22 protein-coding genes are annotated in these 24728 nt (G+C 49.5%); all 22 read left to right on the top strand.

Translation table 11 applies throughout. The annotated features are described in order from the left end of the window. Nucleotide 1: 1 nt before the first annotated feature. The 22 genes from BWI95_RS20130 (at nucleotide 2) to BWI95_RS20025 (ending at nucleotide 24727) form a co-directional block, all read left to right on the top strand. Nucleotides 2-475 (top strand): GDP-mannose mannosyl hydrolase, encoded by a 474-nt coding sequence (locus BWI95_RS20130; RefSeq protein WP_023479130.1) that lies wholly within the window; start codon nucleotides 2-4, stop codon nucleotides 473-475. After that, nucleotides 472-1779: a colanic acid biosynthesis fucosyltransferase WcaI gene (wcaI, locus tag BWI95_RS20125; RefSeq protein WP_023479230.1), complete on the top strand. Its 1308-nt coding sequence runs from the start codon at nucleotides 472-474 to the stop codon at nucleotides 1777-1779. The genes BWI95_RS20130 and wcaI overlap by 4 nt, the downstream gene beginning before the upstream one ends. Continuing rightward, entirely contained in the window at nucleotides 1776-3212 is a 1437-nt protein-coding gene (gene cpsB, locus BWI95_RS20120) for a mannose-1-phosphate guanyltransferase (protein ID WP_054803225.1), read from the top strand. Before wcaI ends, cpsB begins: the two co-directional genes overlap by 4 nt. 107 nt (nucleotides 3213-3319) lie before the next feature. After that, nucleotides 3320-4690, top strand: coding sequence for a colanic acid biosynthesis phosphomannomutase CpsG (gene cpsG / locus BWI95_RS20115; protein WP_076770342.1), 1371 nt, complete (start codon nucleotides 3320-3322; stop codon nucleotides 4688-4690). A gap of 55 nt (nucleotides 4691-4745) precedes the next feature. After that, a complete protein-coding gene (wcaJ, locus tag BWI95_RS20110) occupies nucleotides 4746-6140 on the top strand; it encodes an undecaprenyl-phosphate glucose phosphotransferase (RefSeq protein WP_076770130.1) in 1395 nt (464 codons plus the stop codon). A 9-nt stretch (nucleotides 6141-6149) separates the two neighbouring features. Next, nucleotides 6150-7628 carry a colanic acid undecaprenyl disphosphate flippase WzxC gene (wzxC, locus tag BWI95_RS20105; RefSeq protein WP_076770129.1) on the top strand — a complete coding sequence of 493 codons (1479 nt, stop codon included), beginning with the start codon at nucleotides 6150-6152 and terminating at the stop codon, nucleotides 7626-7628. A gap of 32 nt (nucleotides 7629-7660) precedes the next feature. Continuing rightward, nucleotides 7661-8941 (top strand): colanic acid biosynthesis pyruvyl transferase WcaK, encoded by a 1281-nt coding sequence (wcaK, locus tag BWI95_RS20100; RefSeq protein WP_054803224.1) that lies wholly within the window; start codon nucleotides 7661-7663, stop codon nucleotides 8939-8941. Next, entirely contained in the window at nucleotides 8938-10158 is a 1221-nt protein-coding gene (gene wcaL / locus BWI95_RS20095) for a colanic acid biosynthesis glycosyltransferase WcaL (RefSeq protein ID WP_054803223.1), read from the top strand. Before wcaK ends, wcaL begins: the two co-directional genes overlap by 4 nt. Before the next feature lie 11 nt (nucleotides 10159-10169). Then, complete coding sequence (gene wcaM, locus BWI95_RS20090) at nucleotides 10170-11585, top strand: colanic acid biosynthesis protein WcaM (RefSeq protein WP_076770128.1); 1416 nt, start codon at nucleotides 10170-10172, stop codon at nucleotides 11583-11585. A gap of 167 nt (nucleotides 11586-11752) precedes the next feature. After that, a complete protein-coding gene (locus BWI95_RS20085) occupies nucleotides 11753-12748 on the top strand; it encodes an NAD-dependent epimerase/dehydratase family protein (protein ID WP_076770127.1) in 996 nt (331 codons plus the stop codon). A gap of 199 nt (nucleotides 12749-12947) precedes the next feature. Beyond that, nucleotides 12948-13841: a GalU regulator GalF gene (gene galF / locus BWI95_RS20080; RefSeq protein WP_076770126.1), complete on the top strand. Its 894-nt coding sequence runs from the start codon at nucleotides 12948-12950 to the stop codon at nucleotides 13839-13841. Between the two features lie 399 nt (nucleotides 13842-14240). After that, nucleotides 14241-15323, top strand: a complete 1083-nt coding sequence (gene rfbB, locus BWI95_RS20075; protein WP_054803222.1) for a dTDP-glucose 4,6-dehydratase — start codon at nucleotides 14241-14243, stop codon at nucleotides 15321-15323. A 2-nt stretch (nucleotides 15324-15325) separates the two neighbouring features. Next, nucleotides 15326-16225: a dTDP-4-dehydrorhamnose reductase gene (gene rfbD, locus BWI95_RS20070; protein WP_054803236.1), complete on the top strand. Its 900-nt coding sequence runs from the start codon at nucleotides 15326-15328 to the stop codon at nucleotides 16223-16225. 47 nt (nucleotides 16226-16272) lie between these two features. Next, nucleotides 16273-17151 (top strand): glucose-1-phosphate thymidylyltransferase RfbA, encoded by an 879-nt coding sequence (rfbA, locus tag BWI95_RS20065; protein WP_054803221.1) that lies wholly within the window; start codon nucleotides 16273-16275, stop codon nucleotides 17149-17151. A 2-nt stretch (nucleotides 17152-17153) separates the two neighbouring features. After that, a complete protein-coding gene (rfbC, locus tag BWI95_RS20060) occupies nucleotides 17154-17708 on the top strand; it encodes a dTDP-4-dehydrorhamnose 3,5-epimerase (RefSeq protein ID WP_076770125.1) in 555 nt (184 codons plus the stop codon). Beyond that, nucleotides 17705-18124: a sugar 3,4-ketoisomerase gene (locus BWI95_RS20055; protein WP_054803220.1), complete on the top strand. Its 420-nt coding sequence runs from the start codon at nucleotides 17705-17707 to the stop codon at nucleotides 18122-18124. The genes rfbC and BWI95_RS20055 overlap by 4 nt, the downstream gene beginning before the upstream one ends. Beyond that, nucleotides 18099-18557, top strand: a complete 459-nt coding sequence (locus BWI95_RS20050) for an acyltransferase (RefSeq protein WP_054803219.1) — start codon at nucleotides 18099-18101, stop codon at nucleotides 18555-18557. The genes BWI95_RS20055 and BWI95_RS20050 overlap by 26 nt, the downstream gene beginning before the upstream one ends. Before the next feature lies 1 nt (nucleotide 18558). Beyond that, entirely contained in the window at nucleotides 18559-19665 is a 1107-nt protein-coding gene (locus BWI95_RS20045) for a DegT/DnrJ/EryC1/StrS family aminotransferase (protein ID WP_076770124.1), read from the top strand. Further along, nucleotides 19662-20933, top strand: a complete 1272-nt coding sequence (locus tag BWI95_RS20040; protein ID WP_076770123.1) for an O-antigen translocase — start codon at nucleotides 19662-19664, stop codon at nucleotides 20931-20933. Before BWI95_RS20045 ends, BWI95_RS20040 begins: the two co-directional genes overlap by 4 nt. After that, a complete protein-coding gene (locus tag BWI95_RS20035; RefSeq protein WP_076770122.1) occupies nucleotides 20923-22350 on the top strand; it encodes a hypothetical protein in 1428 nt (475 codons plus the stop codon). Before BWI95_RS20040 ends, BWI95_RS20035 begins: the two co-directional genes overlap by 11 nt. A gap of 3 nt (nucleotides 22351-22353) precedes the next feature. Beyond that, nucleotides 22354-23670: a hypothetical protein gene (locus tag BWI95_RS20030; protein WP_076770121.1), complete on the top strand. Its 1317-nt coding sequence runs from the start codon at nucleotides 22354-22356 to the stop codon at nucleotides 23668-23670. Between the two features lie 7 nt (nucleotides 23671-23677). Beyond that, complete coding sequence (locus tag BWI95_RS20025) at nucleotides 23678-24727, top strand: glycosyltransferase (protein ID WP_076770120.1); 1050 nt, start codon at nucleotides 23678-23680, stop codon at nucleotides 24725-24727. The last annotated feature ends 1 nt before the right edge of the window (nucleotide 24728 follow it).

Below are 24728 nucleotides of genomic sequence, written 5' to 3'. Positions count from 1 at the left end.
CATGTTTTTAAGTCATGAAGATTTTGCCACGGTGGTGCGTTCCACCCCGCTGATCTCTATCGATCTGATCGTGGAGAACTCACGCGGCGAGTTTTTACTCGGCAAACGCACTAACCGTCCGGCCCAGGGATACTGGTTCGTGCCGGGCGGACGCGTGCAAAAGGACGAGCCGCTGGCAGCCGCTTTCGAGCGGCTGACTCAGGCGGAACTGGGACTGCGCCTGCCGATGTCGGCAGGTGAGTTTTACGGCGTCTGGCAGCACTTCTATGACGATAACTTCTCCGGCCCCGATTTTACGACCCACTACATCGTGCTCGGCTTCCGTCTGCGCGTGGACGAGGAGACCCTCGCCCTGCCAACGGAGCAGCACGATGACTATCGCTGGGTTTCGCCGGAGGCGTTGATTGCCGACCCGCTGGTGCATGACAACAGCCGCGCCTATTTCCTCGACGCGCAGGGAGTGCCGGGCTTATGAAAATCCTGGTTTATGGCATCAACTATTCGCCGGAACTGACCGGGATCGGTAAGTACACCGGCGAAATGGTGGAGTGGATGGCCCGTCAGGGCCATGACGTTCGCGTCATCACTGCGCCGCCGTACTACCCGGAGTGGAAAGTCGGGCACCCTTACAGTGCCTGGCGCTGGCGTAAAGAGCAGGGCGCCGCCACGGTGTGGCGCTGCCCGCTCTACGTGCCGAAGCAGCCGTCGACCATCAAGCGTCTGCTGCACTTAGGCAGCTTTGCCGTCAGCAGCTTTTTCCCGCTGATGGCCCAGCGCAGCTGGAAGCCGGATCGCATCATCGGTGTGGTGCCGACGCTGTTTTGCACGCCGGGCATGCGCCTGCTGGCAAAACTGAGCGGCGCGCGCACGCTGCTGCACATTCAGGATTATGAAGTGGACGCCATGCTCGGGTTAGGCATGGCGGGCAAAGGTAAAGGCGGCCTGGTGGCAAAACTGGCGGCCGCGTTTGAACGCAGCAATCTGCATAACGTTGACAACGTCTCCACCATCTCCCGCTCGATGATGAACAAAGCGCGTGAGAAGGGCGTGTCAGCTGACAAGATTATCTTCTTCCCGAACTGGTCCGAAGTGGCGCGTTTTCGTGATGTCGACGCGGCAAGCGTTGCGCAGTTACGCCGCGACCTCGGTCTGCCGGATGACAAAAAAATCATTCTTTACTCCGGCAATATCGGTGAGAAGCAGGGATTAGAAAATGTGATTGAAGCCGCTGCGCGACTGAAGGGCCATCCGTGGCTGTTCGCCATCGTCGGGCAGGGCGGGGGCAAAGCGCGGCTGGAGAAAATGGTCAGCGAGCGCGGCCTCGACAATGTGAAATTCTTCCCGTTGCAGCCTTATGAAGCGCTGCCGGCGCTGCTCACGCTTGGCGATTGCCACCTGGTTATCCAGAAGCGCGGCGCGGCGGATGCGGTATTGCCCTCCAAGCTGACCAACATTCTGGCGGTGGGCGGCAATGCGGTGATCACCGCCGAAGAGAGTACCGAACTTGGCCAGCTCTGCCTGAATGAGCCTGGCATTGCGGTCTGCGTCGAACCGGAATCGGTCGATGCGCTGACCTCGGGCATTGAACGCGCGTTAGCGCTGCCCACAAACAACACGGTGGCACGTGAATATGCCGAACGCACGCTCGAAAAAGAGAACGTGTTAAGCCAGTTTATTGCAGATATCAGCCCGGAGAAATCCGCGACGCCCGCAGCCGCCCACGATGGCGCGGCGCATGAGGCGCGCCTCAATTTCGACGGCAATGGGGATAAATCATGAGTCAAACGCAACTCTATCCGGTCGTAATGGCCGGTGGCTCCGGCAGCCGTCTGTGGCCGCTTTCCCGCGTGCTTTACCCTAAACAGTTTCTCTGCCTGAAGGGCGATCTCACCATGTTGCAGACCACCGTCTGCCGCCTGAACGGCGTTGAGTGCGAAAGCCCGGTGGTGATTTGTAACGAGCAGCACCGTTTTATCGTCGCAGAACAGCTGCGCCAGCTTAACAAGCTGACGGAGAACATCATTCTTGAACCGGCAGGCCGCAACACCGCACCGGCGATTGCGCTGGCAGCGCTGGCGGTCAAACGCCACAACCCGGATAGCGATCCGCTGATGCTGGTGCTGGCAGCGGACCACGTTATTCAGGATGAAGAGGCGTTCCGTACATCAGTACGTAATGCCATGCCGTATGCCGAGGCGGGCAAACTGGTCACCTTCGGCATCGTGCCGGATATGCCCGAAACCGGTTACGGCTACATCCGCCGCGGCGAAGTCAGCCCAGGACAGGTTGATACTGTGGCGTTTGAAGTGGCGCAGTTTGTTGAAAAACCGAACCTGGAAACCGCGCAGGGGTATGTCGCCAGCGGCGAATACTACTGGAACAGCGGCATGTTCCTGTTCAGCGCCGGTCGCTACCTGGAAGAGCTGCAAAAATATCGTCCGGACATTCTCGAAGCCTGTGAAAAGGCGATGGATGCCACCGACCCCGATATGGACTTTATCCGCGTCGATGAAGAGGCGTTCCTCGCCTGCCCGGAAGAGTCTATCGACTACGCGGTGATGGAACGCACTGCCGATGCAGTGGTGGTGCCGATGGACGCAGGCTGGAGCGATGTTGGCTCCTGGTCTTCGCTGTGGGAGATCAGCCAGCAGACGCCGGAAGGCAACGTGCACCACGGCGATGTGATCAGCCACAAAACCGAAAACAGCTACGTCTATGCCGAATCCGGTCTCGTGACCACCGTTGGCGTAAAAGATTTAGTGGTGGTGCAGACCAAAGACGCGGTGCTGATCGCCGACCGTAATGCGGTGCAGGACGTGAAAAAGGTGGTCGAGAAGATCAAAGCCGAAGGGCGTCACGAGCACCATATTCACCGCGAAGTCTACCGCCCGTGGGGTAAATATGACTCCATCGACGCAGGCGATCGCTATCAGGTGAAACGTATTACCGTGAAACCGGGCGAGGGGCTGTCGGTACAGATGCACCACCACCGCGCCGAGCACTGGGTGGTGGTTGCCGGTACGGCAAAAGTCACCATCGATGATGAAGTCAAACTGCTGGGCGAAAACGAATCTATCTACATTCCGCTCGGCGCGCGCCACTGCCTGGAAAACCCGGGCAAGATCCCTCTCGACCTGATTGAGGTACGCTCCGGTTCGTACCTGGAAGAGGATGATATTGTGCGCTTCGCCGATCGTTACGGGCGGATTTAACGCCCATAGCCGGCCCGCCGCGCGCGGGTTCGGCCAGAACAACTATTGATAACATTTATGTGGCCAGTTGCGGTCAAGGCTGACTGTTGCCTGAAGAAGAGGTAATGATGGAAAAATTAACCTGTTTTAAAGCTTACGATATTCGCGGAAAGCTGGGCGAAGAACTCAATGAAGATATAGCCTGGCGTATTGGCCGCGCCTACGGGGAGTACCTGAAGCCGCAGACCATTGTGCTCGGCGGTGATGTGCGTCAGACCAGCGAAGCGCTGAAGCTGGCGTTAGCCAAAGGCTTGCAGGACGCGGGTGTTGATGTGCTGGATATCGGTCTGTCAGGTACCGAAGAGATCTATTTCGCCACCTTCCATCTCGGCGTTGACGGCGGTATCGAAGTGACCGCCAGCCACAACCCGATGGACTACAACGGCATGAAACTGGTGCGCAAAGGCGCGCGCCCCATCAGCGGCGACACCGGCCTGCGCGACGTACAGCGCCTGGCGGAAGCCAACGACTTCCCGCCGGTTAACCCGGAAAAACGCGGCAGCTACAAGCAAATCTCCCTGCGCGATGACTATATCGACCATCTGCTCGGCTACATCAATACCGCTAACCTCAAACCGCTGAAACTGGTGATCAACTCCGGTAACGGCGCCGCAGGCCCGGTGATCGAGGCCATTGAAGCGCGCTTCAAGGCGCTGAATGTGCCGGTGAGCTTTATCAAAGTGCACAACGAGCCGGATGGCACCTTCCCGCACGGTATTCCTAACCCGCTGCTGCCGGAGTGCCGCGACGATACCCGCAACGCGGTGATTGAGCATCAGGCGGATATGGGCATCGCCTTTGACGGTGACTTCGACCGCTGCTTCCTGTTCGACGACAAGGGCCAGTTTATTGAGGGCTACTACATCGTTGGCCTGCTGGCAGAAGCGTTCCTCGAAAAACACCCCGGCGCGAAAATCATTCACGATCCGCGTCTCTCCTGGAACACCGTTGATGTGGTAGGTCGCGCAGGCGGTACGCCGGTGATGTCGAAAACCGGCCACGCTTTCATCAAAGAGCGCATGCGCGAAGAGGACGCCATTTACGGCGGCGAGATGAGCGCACACCACTACTTCCGCGATTTCGCCTACTGCGACAGCGGCATGATCCCGTGGCTGCTGGTTACTGAGCTGCTGTGCCTGAAAGGCAAAACCCTGGCCGAACTGGTGGGCGATCGCATGGTGGCCTTCCCGGCGAGCGGCGAGATCAACAGCAAGCTGGCCGATCCGGTTAGCGCCATCAAACGCGTTGAAGATCGCTACGCGCCGGACGCGCTGGAGGTGGATTACACCGACGGCATCAGCATCGCCTTTGCCGACTGGCGCTTTAACCTGCGCTCCTCCAACACCGAGCCGGTAGTGCGTCTGAATGTCGAATCCCGACACGACGTAGCGTTGATGGAGGCGCGAACGCAGGAAATTCTGGCGCTGTTGAATCAGTAACTCTTAGTCGTTCTCCTCCCCATGAAGGGAGGAGGGCAAACAGGCAGGTACAACGATGACAAATCTAAAAAAGCGCGACCGGGCCAAAACGAATGCATCGTTAATCTCTATCGTGCAGCGATTCTCAGACATCACCATTATGTTCGCTGGGTTGTGGCTGGTGTGCAAAGTCAATGCGTTGCCATTTTTCTACATGCATCTTCTGATGGCGTTGACCACGCTGGTTGTATTCCAGATGATCGGCGGCATGACCGATTTTTACCGCTCCTGGCGCGGCGTCAGAATGATGACCGAACTGACGCTGCTGTTGCAGAACTGGACGCTAAGTATCATCTTCAGCGCCGGTTTGATGTCGTTCAACTCGGACTTTGATGTCACCTTCTCGCTTTATCTTACCTGGTATCTGTTAACCAGCCTCGGCCTGATGTTTAGCCGGGCCGTGATCCGCTTCGGTGCTGGCTGGATGCGTAATCTTGGGTATAACACCCGTCGCGTTGCCGTGGCGGGTGATATGCCGATGGGGCAGGCGCTGCTCGACGGTTTTCGCAACGAGCCGTGGCTGGGCTTCGATGTGGTCGGGGTCTATTACGATCCAAAACTGGGTGGCATTGATACCGGCTGGGCGGGCAACCTCGAACAACTGGTTGAAGATGCCCGCAGCGGCAAGATCCATAACGTCTACATTGCAATGTCGATGAACGACGCCGTCTGCATCAAAAAACTGGTGCGCGATCTCGCGGATACCACCTGTTCGGTGATCCTGATCCCGGATGTCTTCACCTTCAACATCCTGCATTCACGCATTGAAGAGGTGAATGGCGTGCCGATTGTGCCGCTGTATGACACGCCGCTCTCCGGGGTCAACCGCATCCTGAAACGCCTGGAAGACATTGTGCTCTCGTCGCTGATTCTGCTGCTGATTTCGCCGGTGCTGCTGGCTATCTCCGTGGCGGTGAAGATGAGTTCGCCAGGGCCGATCATTTTCCGCCAGACGCGCTACGGCATGGATGGTAAGCCGATCAAAGTGTGGAAGTTCCGCTCAATGAAGGTGATGGAGAATGACAAAGTAGTGACTCAGGCGACGCAGAACGATCCGCGCGTCACCAAAGTGGGCAGCTTCCTGCGCCGCACCTCCCTTGATGAGCTGCCGCAGTTTATCAATGTGCTCACCGGCGGGATGTCGATTGTTGGCCCGCGTCCTCACGCTGTGGCGCATAACGAGCAGTATCGTGCGCTGATTGAGGGCTACATGCTGCGTCATAAAGTGAAACCGGGCATTACCGGCTGGGCGCAGATTAACGGCTGGCGCGGCGAGACCGACACGCTGGAAAAAATGGAAAAACGCATTGAGTTCGATCTGGAGTACATCCGCGAATGGAGCCTGTGGTTCGATATCAAGATCGTTTTTCTGACCATCTTTAAAGGCTTTGTGAACAAAGCGGCGTATTAAGGAAAGGTCATGAGCCTGAGAGAAAAAACCATCAGCGGAGCAAAGTGGTCAGCCATGGCCACTCTGACCATTATCGGTCTGGGGCTGGTGCAGATGACGGTGCTGGCGCGCATTATCGATAATCACCAGTTCGGTCTGCTGACCGTCTCGCTGGTGATTATCGCGCTGGCGGATACGTTGTCGGATTTTGGTATTGCTAACTCGATTATTCAGCGCAAAGAGATCAGTCACCTCGAGCTGACCACGCTTTACTGGCTCAACGTCGGGCTGGGGATTGTGGTCTGCATCGCGGTCTTCTCGTTAAGCAACATGATTGCTGACGTGCTGAACAACCCGGATCTGGCACCGCTGATCAAAACGTTGTCGGTGGCGTTTGTGGTGATCCCGCACGGGCAGCAGTTCCGCGCGCTGATGCAAAAAGAGCTGGAGTTCAACAAGATTGGCGCGATTGAAACCCTGTCGGTGATGGCGGGCTTCAGCTTTACGGTGATCAGCGCCTTCTTCTGGCCGCTGGCGATGACCGCGATCCTCGGTTATCTGGTCAACAGCGCCGTGCGTACGCTGCTGTTCGGCTACTTTGGCCGCAAGATCTACCGCCCCGGTCTGCACTTCTCCCTTGCTTCCGTCAACTCAAACCTGCGTTTTGGCGCGTGGCTGACCGCAGACAGCATCATCAACTACGTGAACACTAACCTCTCCACGCTGGTGTTGGCGCGTATCCTCGGTGCGAGCGTCGCCGGGGGTTACAACCTCGCCTACAACGTGGCGGTAGTGCCGCCGATGAAGCTCAACCCGATCATTACCCGCGTGCTCTTCCCGGCGTTCGCCAAGATCCAGGATGACACCGAGAAGCTGCGCCTGAACTTCTACAAGCTGCTGTCGGTGGTAGGGATTATCAATTTCCCGATCCTGCTCGGGCTGATGGTGGTGTCGAATAACTTTGTGCCGCTGGTGTTTGGCGAGAAGTGGAACAGCATCATTCCGATCCTGCAACTGCTGTGCATCGTTGGTCTGCTGCGCGCGGTCGGTAACCCGATCGGTTCGCTGCTGATGGCGAAAGCACGAGTCGATATCAGCTTTAAATTCAACGTCTTTAAAACGTTTCTCTTTATTCCGGCGATCATTATTGGCGGCCATATGGCCGGTGCGCTGGGCGTTACGCTTGGCTTCCTGCTGGTGCAGATTATCAACACCATTCTGAGCTACTTCGTGATGATTAAACCGGTGCTCGGTTCGAGCTACCGCCAGTACATCCTCAGCCTGTGGCTGCCGTTCTACCTGTCGCTGCCGACGCTGGTGGTCAGTTATGGCCTCGGCCTGGCGCTGAACGGCCATCTGCCGCTTGCCGCCATGCTGGCGATTCAGGTTGCTGCGGGTGCCATCGCCTTCGCCATTATGCTGATTTTGTCGCGTAACGCGCTGGTGGTGGAGATGAAGCGTCAGTTTTGCCGCAACGAGAAATTGAAAACACTGCTTCGCGCAGGATAAGAAACCTTATTGAACCCCTTTATGAGGTCGTTATGAAATTATTGATCCTTGGCAATCACACATGCGGCAACCGTGGTGACAGCGCAATTTTACGTGGATTGTTGGACGCTATTGCCCGCCTGAATCCTGAGGCGGAAGTGGATGTGATGAGCCGCTATCCGGTCAGCTCCTCCTGGTTACTCAATCGCCCGGTAATGGGCGACCCGCTCTACAGCCAGATGAAAGCGCACAACAACGCCGCTGGCCTGATGGGGCGCGTGAAGAAAGTGCTGCGCCGTCGCTACCAGCACCAGGTGCTGCTCTCCCGCGTGACCGATACCGGCAAACTGCGCAATATCGCCATCGCTCAGGGGTTTACCGATTTTGTGCGCCGCCTGGCGGATTACGATGCGATTATTCAGGTCGGCGGCTCCTTCTTTGTCGATCTCTACGGTGTGCCGCAGTTTGAGCATGCGCTCTGCACCTTTATGGCGAAAAAGCCGCTGTTTATGATTGGTCACAGTGTCGGGCCGTTCCAGAACGAGGACTTTAACAAGCTGGCGAACTACGTCTTTGGCCATTGCGATGCGCTGATCCTGCGCGAGCATGTCAGCCTCAATCTGATGAAGCAGAGCGGCATCACCACCGATAAAGTGGAGCAGGGCGTCGATACCGCCTGGCTGGTGGATCACCATCAGGAGGATTTCACCGCCAGCTATGCCGTGCAGCACTGGCTGGACCTGGCGGCAAAAGAGAAGACCGTTGCCATTACCCTGCGTGAACTGGCGCCGTTTGATAAACGCCTTGGCACCACCCAGCAGGCGTATGAAAAGGCCTTTGCGGATGTCGTCAACCGCGTGATTGACGCGGGGTATCAGGTGATCGCGCTCTCTACCTGCACCGGCATCGACAGCTATAACAAAGATGACCGCATGGTGGCGCTCAACCTGCGCCAGCATATCCAGGATCCTTCCCGCTACCACGTGGTGATGGATGAGCTGAACGATCTGGAGATGGGGAAAATTCTTGCGGGATGCGATTTAACCATCGGCACGCGCCTGCACTCAGCGATCATCTCCATGAACTTCGGCACGCCGGCGATTGCCATTAACTACGAACACAAGTCAGCGGGGATCATGCAGCAGCTCGGCATGCCGGAGATGGCGGTGGATATTCGCCATCTGCTTGATGGCTCGCTGGCGTCAATGGCGGCAGATACGCTCGGCCAGCTGCCGGCGATCAACGCACGGCTGGCAACGGCAGTCGCGGCCGAGCGCGAGCAGGGCATCAAAATGGTGCAATCGGTGCTCGAGCGCGTGCAGGGGGTGAAATGAAAGTCGGCTTCTTTTTGCTGAAATTTCCTCTCTCGTCCGAAACGTTTGTCCTCAACCAGATAGTTGCCTTTATCAATATGGGATTTGAGGTTGAGATCGTCGCCCTGCACAAGGGCGATATGAACAATACTCACGCCGCGTACAGTGAATATAAGCTGGCGGAGAAGACGCACTGGCTGCTGGCGGAGCCGGAAGGGAAACTGGCGAAGCTGGGCTATCGCGGGCAGGCCATCGCCCGCGGCATGTTCAAGTCGTCGACCTGGAAAGCACTCAACCTCTCCCGTTACGGTGATGAAGCGCGCAACCTGATCCTGCCAGCGATTTGTGGTCTGGCGCCGCAAACTTTTACCGCCGATGTTTTTATCGCCCACTTTGGCCCGGCGGGCGTCACCGCGGCGAAACTGCGCGAACTTGGCGTGTTGAAAGGCAAGATCGCCACCGTCTTTCACGGGATCGATATCTCGCACCGCGATGTGCTTACGCACTACACCCCGGAGTATCAGCAGCTTTTTAAGCGCGGCGATTTGATGCTGCCGATAAGCGATCTGTGGGCCGGGCGGCTGCTCACCATGGGCTGTCCGCAGAATAAGATTGCCGTCTCGCGTATGGGCGTCGATATGACGCGCTTTAGCCTGCGTGAAGTGAAATCGCCTGGCCGTCCGCTGCAAATTATCTCTGTTGCGCGTTTAACGGAGAAGAAGGGGCTGCACGTTGCCATCGAAGCCTGCCGCTTGTTGAAAGCGCGCGGTGTGGCGTTCAAATACCGCATTCTGGGCATCGGCCCCTGGGAGCGCCGTTTGCGCACCCTGATTGAGCAGTTCCAGCTTGAGGATGTGATTGAGATGCCCGGCTTTAAGCCAAGCCATGAAGTAAAAGCACTGCTTGATGAGGCAGATGTCTTTCTACTCCCCTCTATTACCGGCACCGATGGCGATATGGAAGGTATCCCGGTCGCGCTGATGGAGGCGATGGCCGTTGGGATCCCCGTGGTCTCGACCGTTCACAGCGGTATTCCGGAACTGATCGACGCCGGACGATCCGGCTGGCTGGTGCCGGAAAACGACGCTGAAGCGCTGGCTGAACGTCTGGCCTCCTTTGGTCAGATGGCGAGTGAGGAGCTTACGCCGGTGGTGACCCGCGCCCGGGAGAAAGTTGAAACGGACTTTAATCAAACGATTATCAACCAGCAACTGGCCAGTCTGCTGCAAACGCTTTGATGAGAGGCTTTATGACTGCGAAACGACGCTCAACCGCGCTGACGCGCCGCTCCTTCCTGACCGCCGGCTCAGCGCTGGCGGCGCTTCCCTTGCTGCATATGCCTGCCGCGCGCGCCCTTGGGCGCAGTGACACGGTAAAGTTAAGCGATTACAACCACAATGACTGGCCGGCTGCGCTCAATAAGGCCTTTGCCGACGCGCAGACGGTGGAGGTTCCTGCCGGGCTGGTGTGCGAAAACATCAATACCGGCATTTTCATTCCCGCCGGGAAAACGCTGCTGGTGCGCGGGGCATTAAAAGGCAGCGGACGCGGGCGTCTTGTCCTGCAGGACGGCAGCCGTGTAATCGGCGAGCAGGGCGGCAGCCTCTATAACGTTATGCTTGATGTGCGCGGCTCAGACTGCACCATTAAAGGTGTCAGCATGAGCGGTTATGGCCCGGTAATGCAGATCTATATTGGCGGTAAAGAGAAGCGCGTAATGCGCAATCTGGTGATTGATAACATCACCATCAGCAAAGCCAACTACGGCATTTTACGCCAGGGCTTCCATAACCAACTGGATGGCGCGCGCATTACCCATAGCCGCTTTAGCGATCTGCAGGGCGATGCCATCGAGTGGAACGTGGCAATCAATGACCGCAATATCCTTATCTCCGATCATGTGATCGACAATATCAACTGCACCAACGGCAAAATTAACTGGGGGATTGGCATCGGGTTAGCGGGCAGCACCTATGACAATAACTACCCGGAAGATCAGTCAGTGAAAAACTTTGTCGTGGCAAATATTACCGGCAGTAATTGCCGCCAGCTGGTGCATGTGGAAAACGGTAAACATTTTGTTATTCGCAATATCAAAGCGAAAAACATTACGCCGGACTTCAGTAAAAAAGCGGGGATTGATAACGCCACGGTGGCTATTTATGGCTGTGATAATTTCGTTATCGATAATGTCACGATGGAAAATAGTGCCGGCATGCTGATTGGTTACGGCGTGATCAAAGGCGATTATTTATCCATTCCGCAAAATTTCAAACTTAACGATATTCAGCAGGATAACAGCAGCAGTAAATATAAGCTGCGCGGTATCCAGGTCTCCTCCGGTAACGCGACCTCGTTTGTCGCCATCACCAACATCAAGATGCAGCAGGCTACCCTTGAGCTACACAATAAGCCGCAGCACCTCTTCCTGCGCAATATCCACATTACGCAGGATGCGTCGGTTGGCCCGGCGCTGAAGCTCAACTTCGACCTGCGCAAAGATGTGCGCGGCCGTTTTATGGCGAAAAATGAGACCCTGCTGTCGATGGCGAATATTCACGCAGTAAATGAGAAGGGACAAAGCTCCGTTGATATCGATCGCGTCGATCAGCATGTGGTGAACGCTGAGAACCTGAATTTCAAACTGATGCGGGTCAATCAATAAGGTGTGTTATTCAGCGGATGAAAGATAACTACTATGTTCTTGGTGGATATCGGAAATCAAAAGACTATAATCTTCGATTCTGACAGCAAGTTGGGGCTGGGTGTGCATCGCGGCAACTCAGATTACGTTTTACGTAAGCTTTCGCTGAATAACCTTGATAAGTGATTATGAATAATAAAGTTGTGTTAGTAGGTGCGTCCGGGTTTGTAGGAACGAGACTGATTGAAACTGCAGTAGGTGACTTTGACCTGACAAACCTTGATAAGCAGCAAAGTCATTTTTATCCGGAAATCACGAAACTGGGTGATGTTCGCGACCAGTCCTTCCTTGATGAATCTTTAGCGGGTTTCAACACCGTTGTGCTGCTGGCGGCTGAACATCGTGATGATGTAAGCCCAACATCGCTTTACTATGATGTCAATGTGCAGGGGACGCGTAACGTCCTGGACGCCATGAAGAAAAATGGTGTTAACAACATTATTTTTACCAGTTCAGTTGCCATATATGGTTTAAATAAAAGCAATCCAGACGAAAAGCACCCTCACGACCCCTTCAACCACTACGGCAAAAGTAAATGGCAGGCGGAAGAGGTTCTGCGTGAGTGGTATAACGAAGCGCCAGAAGAGCGCGCTTTAACCATCATCCGTCCAACCGTTATCTTTGGCGAACGCAATCGGGGCAATGTTTATAACTTGCTCAAACAGATCGCCAGCGGCAAGTTTGCTATGGTTGGCGCCGGGAAGAATTATAAATCAATGGCTTATGTTGGAAATATCGTTGAGTTTATTAAATTCAGACTCAGCAATGTGCAACCCGGCTATGATGTCTATAACTATGTCGACAAACCGGATCTCAATATGAACCAGTTGGTGACAGAAGTTGAAAAGAGCTTGAACAAGAAAATCCCCTCAGTCCATCTCCCTTACCCTGTCGGTATGCTGGGCGGCTATTGCTTTGATCTTCTTAGTAAACTCAGCGGGAAAAAATACCCAATTAGTGCAGTCCGCGTGAAAAAGTTTTGCGCTACAACGCAATTTGATGCGACCAAAGTACATAATTCAGGATTTATTGCCCCCTATACCCTGTCGGAAGGGCTGGATCGCACATTGCAGTATGAATTTGTTCATGACAACAAAGACGATATTACTTTTGTTACCGAATAGTTTTTTACGTTGATGGAAGAAAGCAACTCTGTGAGCGCAGGTTTCCGATTCCTCTGACACCAAATGCGCTGACAAGGTAGTTAAATGTCTTCTTTCGTGCTTGCTAAGATACGCAAGCACCTTGTTGATAAGAATATGAGTCCTGGCGATCAACTGATGTAGGCCTATACTTCATCAATCATTACAGGTGGAAGAAATAATGGTTAATTTGAAAGCAGTTATTCCGGTAGCCGGTCTTGGGATGCATATGCTTCCCGCGACTAAAGCTATTCCAAAAGAGATGCTACCGATCGTCGACAAGCCGATGATTCAGTACATCGTCGACGAGATTGTCGCTGCAGGGATCAAAGAAATCGTTCTGGTGACCCACTCGTCAAAAAACGCAGTGGAAAACCACTTCGACACCTCCTACGAGCTCGAGGCGCTGCTTGAACAGCGCGTTAAGCGCCAGTTGCTGGCGGAAGTGCAGTCCATCTGCCCGCCGGGCGTTACCATCATGAACGTACGTCAGGCGCAACCGCTGGGCCTGGGACACTCCATCCTCTGCGCGCGCCCGATTGTGGGTGACAATCCGTTTATCGTTGTCCTGCCAGATATCGTGCTGGACACGGCAACCGCCGATCCGCTGCGTTATAACCTTGCCGCAATGGTGGCGCGCTTTGGCGAAACCGGCCGCAGCCAGGTGCTGGCAAAACGTATGAAGGGCGATCTCTCTGAGTACTCGGTTATCCAGACCAAAGAGCCGCTGGACAGCGAAGGTAAAGTAAGCCGCATCGTGCAGTTTATTGAGAAACCGGATCAGCCGCAGACGCTGGATTCCGATCTGATGGCAGTAGGGCGCTATGTACTCTCTGCGGATATCTGGGCAGAGCTGGAAAACACCGAGCCGGGTGCCTGGGGACGTATTCAGCTGACTGATGCTATCGCGCGTCTGGCGGAGAAACAGTCCGTTGATGCCATGCTGATGACCGGCGACAGCTACGACTGCGGTAAGAAAATGGGTTACATGCAGGCGTTTGTGAACTATGGCCTGCGTAACCTGAAAGAAGGTCAGAAATTCCGTGACAGCATTCAGAAGTTGCTGGCGGAGTAAGACGACGAACATACAAGGTATTTGATACCTGTTGAAAGGGCAGTTAAGTGTGACCTGGAGCGTTTACGCTCTCAGGTTATTCTTACTGCCCTTTGTCTTTTGAATAAGAAAATTGATAATAAAAAAAAGTAGTTATGATGATTTTTTGAGCTTTGGGTCGTAGGATTTTCCCTTGTCTCCGGGGCTGTTTCAGCGGAGAATAGCGCTTAGCATTTTATGCCCCTGGCAGGCTGAGCATCGACTATAGCCGGGCGCTAACTACATATCTGTCAAATGTCTCACACAGCGCGCGGGTAGCTGAAAGCCTGGGGCGGTAGCGTGCCTATTGCACGAATCATCATTTTCTCTCTACACGCTCATCGCGTTCTAAACATTGCAAAGTAAGTACGGATAATTCACGTGAAAATACTGGTCACCGGTGGTGCAGGCTTTATTGGCTCTGCAGTTGTACGTCATATCATTAATAACACCCAGGATTCTGTGGTTAACGTTGATAAATTAACCTATGCAGGAAATCTTGAGTCTCTTAGCGATGTCAGCGAAAGCCAACGTTATTTTTTCGAACAGGCTGATATCTGTGACGCTGCTGCGATGGCGCGTATTTTCGCCGAGCATAAACCGGACGCAGTAATGCACCTGGCAGCTGAAAGCCACGTTGACCGTTCAATCACCGGGCCAGCTGCATTTATTGAAACCAATATCGTCGGTACTTATGTGTTACTTGAAGCGGCGCGCGCTTATTGGTCCGCGCTTGATCAACCTGCCAAACAGGCGTTTCGCTTCCACCATATCTCAACGGATGAAGTCTATGGCGATCTGCCGCATCCGGATGAAGCGCAACCCGGTGAGCCGCTTCCACTCTTCACCGAAAACACCGCTTATGCCCCTAGCAGCCCTTATTCAGCGTCAAAAGCGTCGAGCGATCATCTGGTTCGCGCCTGGCTGCGCACCTACGGCATGCCGACTCTTGTGACCAATTGCTCCAACAATTACGGCCCTTATCATTTCCCGGAAAAATTGATTCCGCTGGTAATCCTCAATGCGCTTGAAGGTAAACCGCTGCCTATTTATGGCAAAGGCGATCAAATCCGTGACTGGCTCTATGTTGAAGATCACGCTCGCGCGCTTTACACCGTTGTGACGCAAGGCGTGGCTGGTGAAACCTATAACATTGGTGGCCATAACGAGAAACAAAACCTCGATGTTGTGCACACCATTTGCGATCTGCTTGATGAAATCGTGCCGAAAACGGGCTCCTACCGCGATCAAATCACCTACGTGACTGACCGCCCAGGCCACGATCGCCGCTATGCCATTGATGCTGATAAAATTAGCCGCGAGCTGGGCTGGAAACCGCAAGAGACGTTCGAGTCCGGCATTCGTAAAACCGTGCAGTGGTATCTGGATAATCAGCGCTGGGTTGAGAACGTTAAGAGCGGTGCTTACAAGACCTGGATCGAGCAAAATTACGAGAAGCGTTAATGATGAATATTCTGTTGTTCGGTAAAACCGGGCAGGTAGGCTGGGAACTGCAGCGTGCACTGGCACCGTTAGGAGATGTGGTCGCTGTCGATGTCCACTCGACGGATTACTGTGGCGATTTCAGCAATCCCGAGGGCGTGGCAGAAACGGTGCGTCGCGTACGTCCCGACGTTATCGTCAATGCCGCTGCGCACACGGCGGTTGATAAAGCAGAGACGGAACGTGACTTTGCACAGTTGCTCAATGCGACCAGCGTTGAAGCCATTGCGCGCGAAGCGGCAGCGATAGATGCCTGGCTGGTGCACTACTCAACAGATTATGTTTTCCCGGGCAGCGGTGAAACGCCGTGGCGCGAAACCGACGAGCCTTCGCCGCTCAACGTCTATGGTGAAACCAAATTGGCGGGTGAAAAGGCTATTCAGCAACATTGCCCGAAGCATCTGATTTTCCGCACCAGTTGGGTCTTTGCTGCGAAGGGAAATAACTTCGCTAAAACGATGCTCAAACTGGCGAAAGAGCGCGAAACGCTCTCTGTTATCGGCGACCAGTTTGGTGCGCCGACAGGGGCAGAGCTGCTGTCCGACTGTACGGCGCATGCTATTTGTACGGCTCTGCGCAAACCGGACGTCGCCGGGCTTTATCATCTCGTCGCTTCCGGCACCACCAACTGGCATGCTTTTGCCGAATTGGTGTTTGCCGAGGCGCGCGCTGCCGGCATTACGCTGGCAGTACAAAATGTGAATGCCATCGCGACAGAAGCTTATCCGACGCCAGCAAAACGCCCGCATAATTCACGACTCAATACAGAAAAATTTTCCCGTGAATTTAACCTCATACTTCCACATTGGGAGAGTGGGGTGAAACGTATGCTGGCAGAGTTATTTGCGATAGGCCCGCTTTAACTAATTTGAAATGCCTCTGGGAGGCGTTTTTAGCGTGAGAGAACGAAATGAAAACACGTAAAGGGATTATTCTTGCTGGTGGCTCTGGTACGCGTCTCTATCCGGTGACGATGGCCGTCAGTAAACAGCTACTGCCTATTTTCGACAAGCCGATGATCTACTATCCGTTATCTACGCTAATGCTGGCGGGTATTCGCGATATTTTGATCATCAGTACGCCGCAGGATACTCCGCGTTTTGAGCAACTGCTTGGCGATGGCAGTCAGTGGGGGCTTAACCTGCACTATAAAGTGCAGCCAAGTCCGGATGGACTGGCACAGGCGTTTATTATTGGTGAAGAGTTCATTGGTAGTGACGATTGTGCGCTGGTTCTCGGCGATAACATTTTCTACGGCCATGATTTGCCGAAATTGCTTGATGACGCGGTCAATCAACAGGGCGGTGCAACGGTATTTGCTTATCATGTTAACGATCCTGAGCGTTATGGCGTCGTTGAGTTTGATAAGCAGGGCACGGCTATTAGCCTTGAAGAAAAACCGCTTGAGCCAAAAAGTAATTATGCTGTAACTGGCCTCTACTTCTATGACAACCGTGTGGTTGAGATGGCGAAAAGCCTGGAACCTTCTTCCCGTGGTGAACTGGAAATTACGGATATTAACCGTTTATATCTTGAGCAAAGTAATCTTTCTGTTGCGATAATGGGGCGTGGTTATGCCTGGCTGGACACGGGAACACATCAGAGCCTGATTGAGGCAAGTAACTTTATTGCCACCATTGAAGAGCGTCAGGGTTTAAAAGTATCGTGCCCGGAAGAGATCGCTTTTCGCAAAGGGTTTATTGACGTTGAGCAGGTGAAAAAACTGGCAGAGCCATTGAAAAAAAATGCCTATGGCCAATACCTGCTTAAAATGGTTAAAGGTTATTAAGCATGAATGTTATTAAGACCGATATTCCTGGCGTTCTCATCTTCGAGCCTAAGGTTTTTGGAGATGAGCGAGGATTTTTCTTCGAAAGCTTTAGTCAACAAACTTTTGAAAGAGCTGTGGGAAGAAAGGTTGAATTTCTACAGGACAATCATTCCAGGTCGGCAAAAGGCGTGCTGCGTGGTTTGCATTATCAGCTTAATCCTTTTGCACAGGGTAAACTTGTACGCTGCGTAGCGGGTGAAATCTTCGATGTTGCGGTTGATATCCGCAGAGATTCTCCTACTTTTGGCAAGTGGTTTGGGATCATCTTAAGCGGCGAAAATAAAAAACAGATCTGGATCCCTGAGGGATTCGCTCACGGTTTTATTGCACTGCAGGATGGAACTGAGATTTTATATAAAACCAACAACTACTATGCAAAGGATTACGAGCAGTCGATTCGTTGGGATGATGAAACTATCGCAATAGATTGGCCGATGCCACCTGTGATGGTATCTGAAAAAGATAAGATGGCACCGTATTTCCACGATGCAAAAATTTTCGAGATGAAACCATGAATATTAAAATAATACCTTTGCAGGCACATGGCGATGATCGAGGTTCGTTAATTTCACTGGAAGAAGAAAACAATATTCCATTCGAAATTAAACGGGTTTATTACATGTTTAATACGAAGAATGACGTCAGACGCGGATTACATGCCCATCGTAGATTAAAACAGGTTGCGATTGCGGTGCGCGGTTCATGCAGATTTGTATTAGATGATGGTCGTGAACGTATTGAAGTGGTACTGGATAACCCAGCTCAAGGCTTGCTTATTGATTCATGCTTATGGCGTGAGATGTATGACTTTTCGGAAGATTGCGTTTTAATGGTTCTCGCTGATAGTCATTATGATGAGAACGATTATATCCGTGACTATGGCAAATTCCTGGAAACGATCGAAAATGACGCAAATCCATCCATTAAGTGATGTTAAAACGGATAACATCGGAAATAACACCCGGATATGGCAATTTTCAGTTATATTACCAGGCGCAATAATCGGTAGTGACTGCAATATATGTGCGCATACCTTAATCGAAGGTAAGGTTAAGATTGGTGATCGCGTCACTATAAAATCTGGCGTCTATATTTGGGATAACACGATTATAGAAGATGATGTTTTTGTTGGCCCGTGCGTGACATTTACCAATGATAAATATCCTCGCTCTAGAGTGCATGACAAAGAGTTTGAAAGCATCCTTGTCAAAAAGGGGGCGTCAATTGGTGCCAACGCTACGATATTACCTGGCGTCACCATTGGAGAGAAAAGTATGGTTGGCGCTGGCTCTGTTGTCACCAAAGATGTACCGGATAATGCCATTGTGTATGGAAATCCAGCAAAAATAATGGGTGCAAATTAATATGAATATCGATTTCCTTAGCCTTAAAGATGTAAATGCGCGTTTTAATAATGAATTAAAAGATGCATGCTCACGGGTCATTGACTCAGGCTGGTACATCGCAGGCAGTGAACTGGATAATTTTGAAAAAGAATTCGCAGAATACTGCGGTGTGCCACATATTATTGGTGTGGCAAATGGTCTCGATGCCCTCATTCTTACTATTCGTGCCTGGAAAATCCTTGGCAAATTGAAGGATAGGGAGGAAGTTATTGTCCCGGCAAATACCTACATTGCTTCAGTACTGGCTATTACAGAAAATAATTTAGTGCCCATTTTTGTCGAGCCGAATAATAAAAGTTTCAATCTGGATGCTGCCTCTGTCAAAAAGGCCATTACGCCTCAAACAAAATTAATTCTGCCGGTACATCTCTATGGGCAAATATGTCCCATGGATGAAATCATGGCCATCGCTCGTGAACATAATTTGTTGGTGCTTGAAGATGCCGCCCAATCGCATGGTGCAGAGCTTAACGGGGTGAAAGCAGGTGCATGGGGTGATGCAGCTGGCTTTAGCTTTTATCCAGGCAAGAATCTTGGAGCTATTGGTGATGCAGGTGCAATCGCAACAAAAGATCCTGAATTAGCGAAAACGTTACACGCTCTACGCAACTATGGATCTAATGAAAAATACAAAAATATCTATACTGGTGTGAATAGTCGCCTTGATGAAATTCAGGCAGCGATGCTGCGTGTTAAACTAAAATATTTGCAGGCAGACACGCAAACAAGAAGAAAGATTGCGGCGAAATATTTGGCAGAAATCAAAAACGACAAAATTCAATTACCGCAAGTAGATAATGATGATGCGCATGTTTGGCACTTATTTGTGATTCAAACCGATTACCGGGAATCATTGCGCGAATATCTCAGCGCAAATGGTATTCAGACTTTGATTCATTACCCGATTCCTCCGCATAAGCAAGAAGCTTATCCTGAGTACAATCATATTTCTCTTCCTGTGACAGAAGAAATCCATAAAAAAGTGTTGTCTATTCCTATGGGACCAACATTGACAGATGATGAGGTCAGTTATGTGATCTCAACGTTGAATGGATTTACTGTATGAAACGTCTCTTATCAGTAACCTTCTTTTCGGGGTTACTGACATTATTACGTATGGGATCGGGTTTTGTAGTTGCTAAAGTCATCGCTGTCTATGCTGGCCCATCAGGGCTCGCTATGTTAGGGCAGTTGCAAAGTATCGCTTCTTCCCTTGCGGGTATAGTCAATGCGCCAGTAAGCAGTGGTATTGTTCGATATACTGCAGAGTATAATGAACAGGATAGAAATGAGTGTGCAAATTGGTGGCGTGCAGGTTTACGTTGGGTTGTAATAATAACGGCTTTCCTCATCCCTTTGATTTGCATGCTCTCGTTATCTATTTCAAACTTTATATTCAATAATGACCAATATTATTTTTATTTAATCATTATGGCACTTCTTTTGCCATTTACAGCCACTGGGACTTTATTAAATTCCATTGTAAATGGCCAAAAAAGATTTAAAAAATATATCGGTATCGGTATGTTTTCGGTTGTCATAACGACAGCATTGATGCTTACTTGCATATTAATGGGACATTTGCATGGTGCATTGTTCGCGGTTTCTATTCAGAATGGTCTGATCGGTTTAATTATTGTTTTCTGCTGTTTTAGAGAAAGATGGTTCGCAAAGGAAAACTTCCTGGGAACCATAGATCGAAAGCATATGAAGGGCATTTTCAATTATATGTTAATGGCCATCACAACAGCGATAACGTTGCCTGTTGCGTTAATACTCGTCAGAAACATATTGATAAAATATGTGGGTTGGGATGCTGCAGGGCAGTGGCAAGCTGTCTGGAAAATATCCGAAACTTATCTCGCCGTAATCACTATAGCTCTCGGAACATATTATCTTCCTAAATTATCTGCTATTAAAGATACACTAGCTTTAAAGAGAGAAGTATTAACAACTTTAAAAATAATACTTCCATTATGTGTCTTTCTTGCTGTGCTGGTATTCTTGCTCCGAGACTTCATTATCCATGTTCTGTTTACAATACAGTTTTATCAAGCAAGAGACCTTTTTCTCGTTCAATTATGCGGAGATGTCATTAAGATTGCAAGCTGGCTAATTTCCTATCCTATGTTGGCCCGTGGAGATATTAAATGGTACATTTCCTCAGAAATTCTTTTTTGCTTGTTCTTTGTTGTAAGTTCGCTTTTATTTATTCCTTCTTTTGGCGTTAATGGCGCCAATTATGCATATCTTGCTTCATATGTTTTTTACCTGATTTTTATGTGCTTTTATTTACGTGCTATATCTAATGAGAAAATAAAAAATGAGTCTTGATACTGATTTAAAAGACTTGCTCGGTAAAATGTTGCACGATGATTTGTCTGAAACGATTAAAAGCGCAGAATATTTGGGGCGACTGCTCTGGCACAATCATATGGGCATTTACTCGTTGGTGGAGTTTGAAAAAGATCTCATCGAGGCATTTGCCGATAGCATGCAGAGTGGGGAAATAAGTCAACCTGCGGCTAAGACAGAATCGACCCTTTTTGTAGTGTCTGAACCATTTATGACGGGGGGGCACACAAGATTAATGGAGCGTCTGGCTGAAGGGCTACTGGATAAACCCAATCTGTTAGTTACACGATCAGCTCGCCCGGATATATTGCAAAGGTTAGGAAACTATTTTAACGCTATTGTTATTATAAATGCTGATGAAGCTATAAAAAGAAAGGTTGTAGCGATTGCGCAGCAAATTGTAGCTTACCAACAGGTGGTTTTAAACATTCATCCTGATGATATTGTTACCGTTATCGCTTGCGGTCTGGCAAAAAAATATTCACAAGACACCAAATTCTTTTTTGTTAACCATGCCGACCATGTGTTTAATTATGGTGCGTCCATTGCAGACTACTGGTTTCAGATCAGTGCCTATGGTGCCAAAATTGATAGACTGCGGGGTTTGAAGGGCCAGGTCACTTTTTTAGGCATACCGGTCGGTAAATCACAAGATTTACATCCCCAGGGTGATAAAAGTGTAGTGAGCAAATCTGTATATATGACAGCAGGTTCTGCTGAGAAATACAAACCTGTTAATGGTTATTCTATTTTTCCACTGCTGAATATGCTGCTGAAAAAAGAGCGTAGCGCTACTCTTTATGCTATCGGACCGAACATCAAAAAAGATTATTGGTGGTGGCCTTTATTACTACGTTTTCCTGGCCGGGTTAAAGTATTGAAACGTATTCCTTACGAAAAATACATGGCCTTAGCAATAAAAACTAATATCTGTATCGATAGCCATCCTATACCCGGCGGCACTGCATTTGTTGAACAATATATTCGCGGTAAAAGGTGTATTGGCTTAACTAGCCCTTTTCAGGGTTATACACCCGTTGAGCTATTAAAAAAGAAAGATATTCACCAGGTTACCGCATGTGAAAATCAGGAAGCTGAGTCCGGCCTTATCGGGATGTTAGTTGATGTTCATAGTACCGAAGCGGTAAGTGCAAGGTTCCGCAATGCACTTTATGGTGAAGAGATTGCTGAAAACTTGTGCGAAAAACATATCCCCTGGACGGGTAATATAAGGTACGATGTTATTTCATCGTTCAATACGATTCCTCGAGATTTCCCGTTAAGCAATATCGTCACAAAATTTGCAATGCATCATGCTTCAGCATCAGTCAATCTGGTCTTTGTTGTTAAAAAAACTATTGCGTGGTTATTAAAGAATACTAGAGTACAGAGGTAAATCTTGGAATTAATCATTGCATTGTGTATATCGTTTATATTTTTCCTTGTTCTGGCAGCGTCATACAAGAAAATTGGTATTAATCTGTCAGGTGAAAAAACGCACCCGTTTGCGCTTTCAGTAATCATTCAGTTTTGTATTTTTTCATTGCCGGGTGTTATTATCATATCTTTTCTAGGATATAGCTCAGCGCGATACTATGGTATTTCTGATGCAAATAGACTGACTGTTGGTCTGTGGTATGTCTATTCTTTGGTAATGTATTTTTTGACATTTTTTATTCTTGCAGGATGTTTTAAGTTTAAACACTATAGTAAATATGCCGGAGAGCCTCTTCGGTATAGCAATAATATTATTCATATCAAGGTTGCGCTATTTCTCTCAATACTGCTTTTAGCTATTAAATTGTTTTTTTCTAAAAAGGCTCCAATTTTCTTTTTACTTGAAGGCGATTTTTCAGGTGCTTATGCTGCCCGTGTTGACATACAGACCAATCCGCAACTTTATTATATACCGTATTTCAGTAATCTTATCTCTTTACTTTTAATTTTTCAGTTTTATTTTGTTTTTTATTTTTATATCTTTGCTGATAGAAAAAACTGGAAAATGATTTTGTTTGTTATGCTTTCATTTTGCATAGCAGCTACTGAATGTCTCTATGAAACACAAAAAGCCCCAATAATATTTCTGATGTTCGGTGCGTTATTTATTGTTTACTTACGAAAAAATGCGATCATGAAGATAGCTATACCTGTTGCTGGTGTAGCTTTTGTTGTGATTTTATTGCAGGCGATAGTGAGTGGATCGGGATTAGAAGAGGGTTTTAATAGCGCTGCAGATAGATTTCTACTAGGACAAAATCAAGGTTTTTATCATATTATCAATAGCATTATTCCTGATTCGAAATACTGGTTTACGAATTTTTATTTTGTTGAACGCCTTGGTATTCAACCAGCACGGGCTGACGTAGACGTTATTCCCTATTTGAACTATGTAGCGGGCCTGGATATTGTCAATGTCAACAGTTACTATCTCGGTGAAGCATGGTCAATGCTTGGCTATGGTGGACTACTCATTTCTCCTTTTATAGTCGCTGCTGCGATGTTTACTTTTGTTAAATGTCTGGATTTATTAATAGGCTTTAGTCCATTATTCTTCATTCCATACTCTATATATCTTATCCCAGAGTTACGTATTAATCAGTCGTTTACTTACTTTCTGTATGGCAAAGATTTTGTTTTTAGAACATTAATGATGTTCGTTTTGTTTGCTTTGATTACCGGAATAAGTTCCTTGTTTATAAAACGCAAAGGTATTTAATTTTAATATGAGCACCCATACTCACGACATTCGTACATTGATAGTGCTTTTGAACTGGAACGGCAGTGGTTTGACATTAGAGTGCTGTGAGAGCCTGGCGAAGATTGAGAGTACTTCATTTGATGTGCTTGTCATCGACAATTGCTCTGAGCAGAGTGATTTCGCTATGCTTGAAGAGGGCTTGCTAAGCCGCTATCAGACTCAATCTCACTACTGCAGTAAGTCAAAAGTGACAGATCTCTTGAACGAATATGCCGTGTCATCTCTGGTGTCTTATCCTCTCACTGAGAATTCGCAGCTTATTCTTGCTCGGTCGTGCATCAACCATGGATTTGCTCGTGGTTGTAATTTTGGTGCATTATTCGCTGAGAATTCAGAATACTCGCATATTTTATTCCTTAATAATGACACTGTTGTTGAAAAGGACTTCTTAAAGGCATTATTTAACGCTGAATCTTCTTTTGATCTTGTTATTCCGCAAATTCGTTACTATGACAAAAATGACGTGATATGGAATTGCGGCGGCTCGATAAGTCAATACGGTAAACGCACTTACTACTTCGCCAATAAAAAAGTTGCAGATATAAATTTACCCACACATCCGTTTCCTGTCTCCTTTGCAACCGGCTGCTGCATGTTGATGAAAACGAAGTTCTACATCAATAGCGGAATGTTTACCGAAAAGTTTTTTTTCGGGGAAGAAGATATCGATTATGCTCTGCGACTAAAGAAACAACAGGCGAAGGTAGCATGTGTTCCGTGCTCAATTATTTATCATAAAGTAGGTTCGAGCCTGGCAGGTGATATGAATAAGCTGACCCGTAAAGCATTCATCCACTATGTTAACCGGTTTATAAATATGAAGAGCCATTTAGGTTTTATCTGGTATTTATGGTTGATACCGGCAGTTGCTAAAATGGTCTTAAATTTGCACAAAATATACAAGCTTTCTCCAATACAAAACCTTTCTTTCACCCTTAAGACGATCAAAGCTGCTTTTACTAAAAGTGGTGTTGAGAAAGTTTATTTTGAAAATATTATGCGTTCAGGGTATTAAG

Origin of the sequence: Kosakonia cowanii JCM 10956 = DSM 18146 (assembly GCF_001975225.1) — a bacterium.
Lineage (GTDB): Bacteria > Pseudomonadota > Gammaproteobacteria > Enterobacterales > Enterobacteriaceae > Kosakonia > Kosakonia cowanii.
The sequence above is the reverse complement of the archived record's forward strand: the minus strand, read 5'-3'. Positions and strand labels throughout refer to the sequence as shown.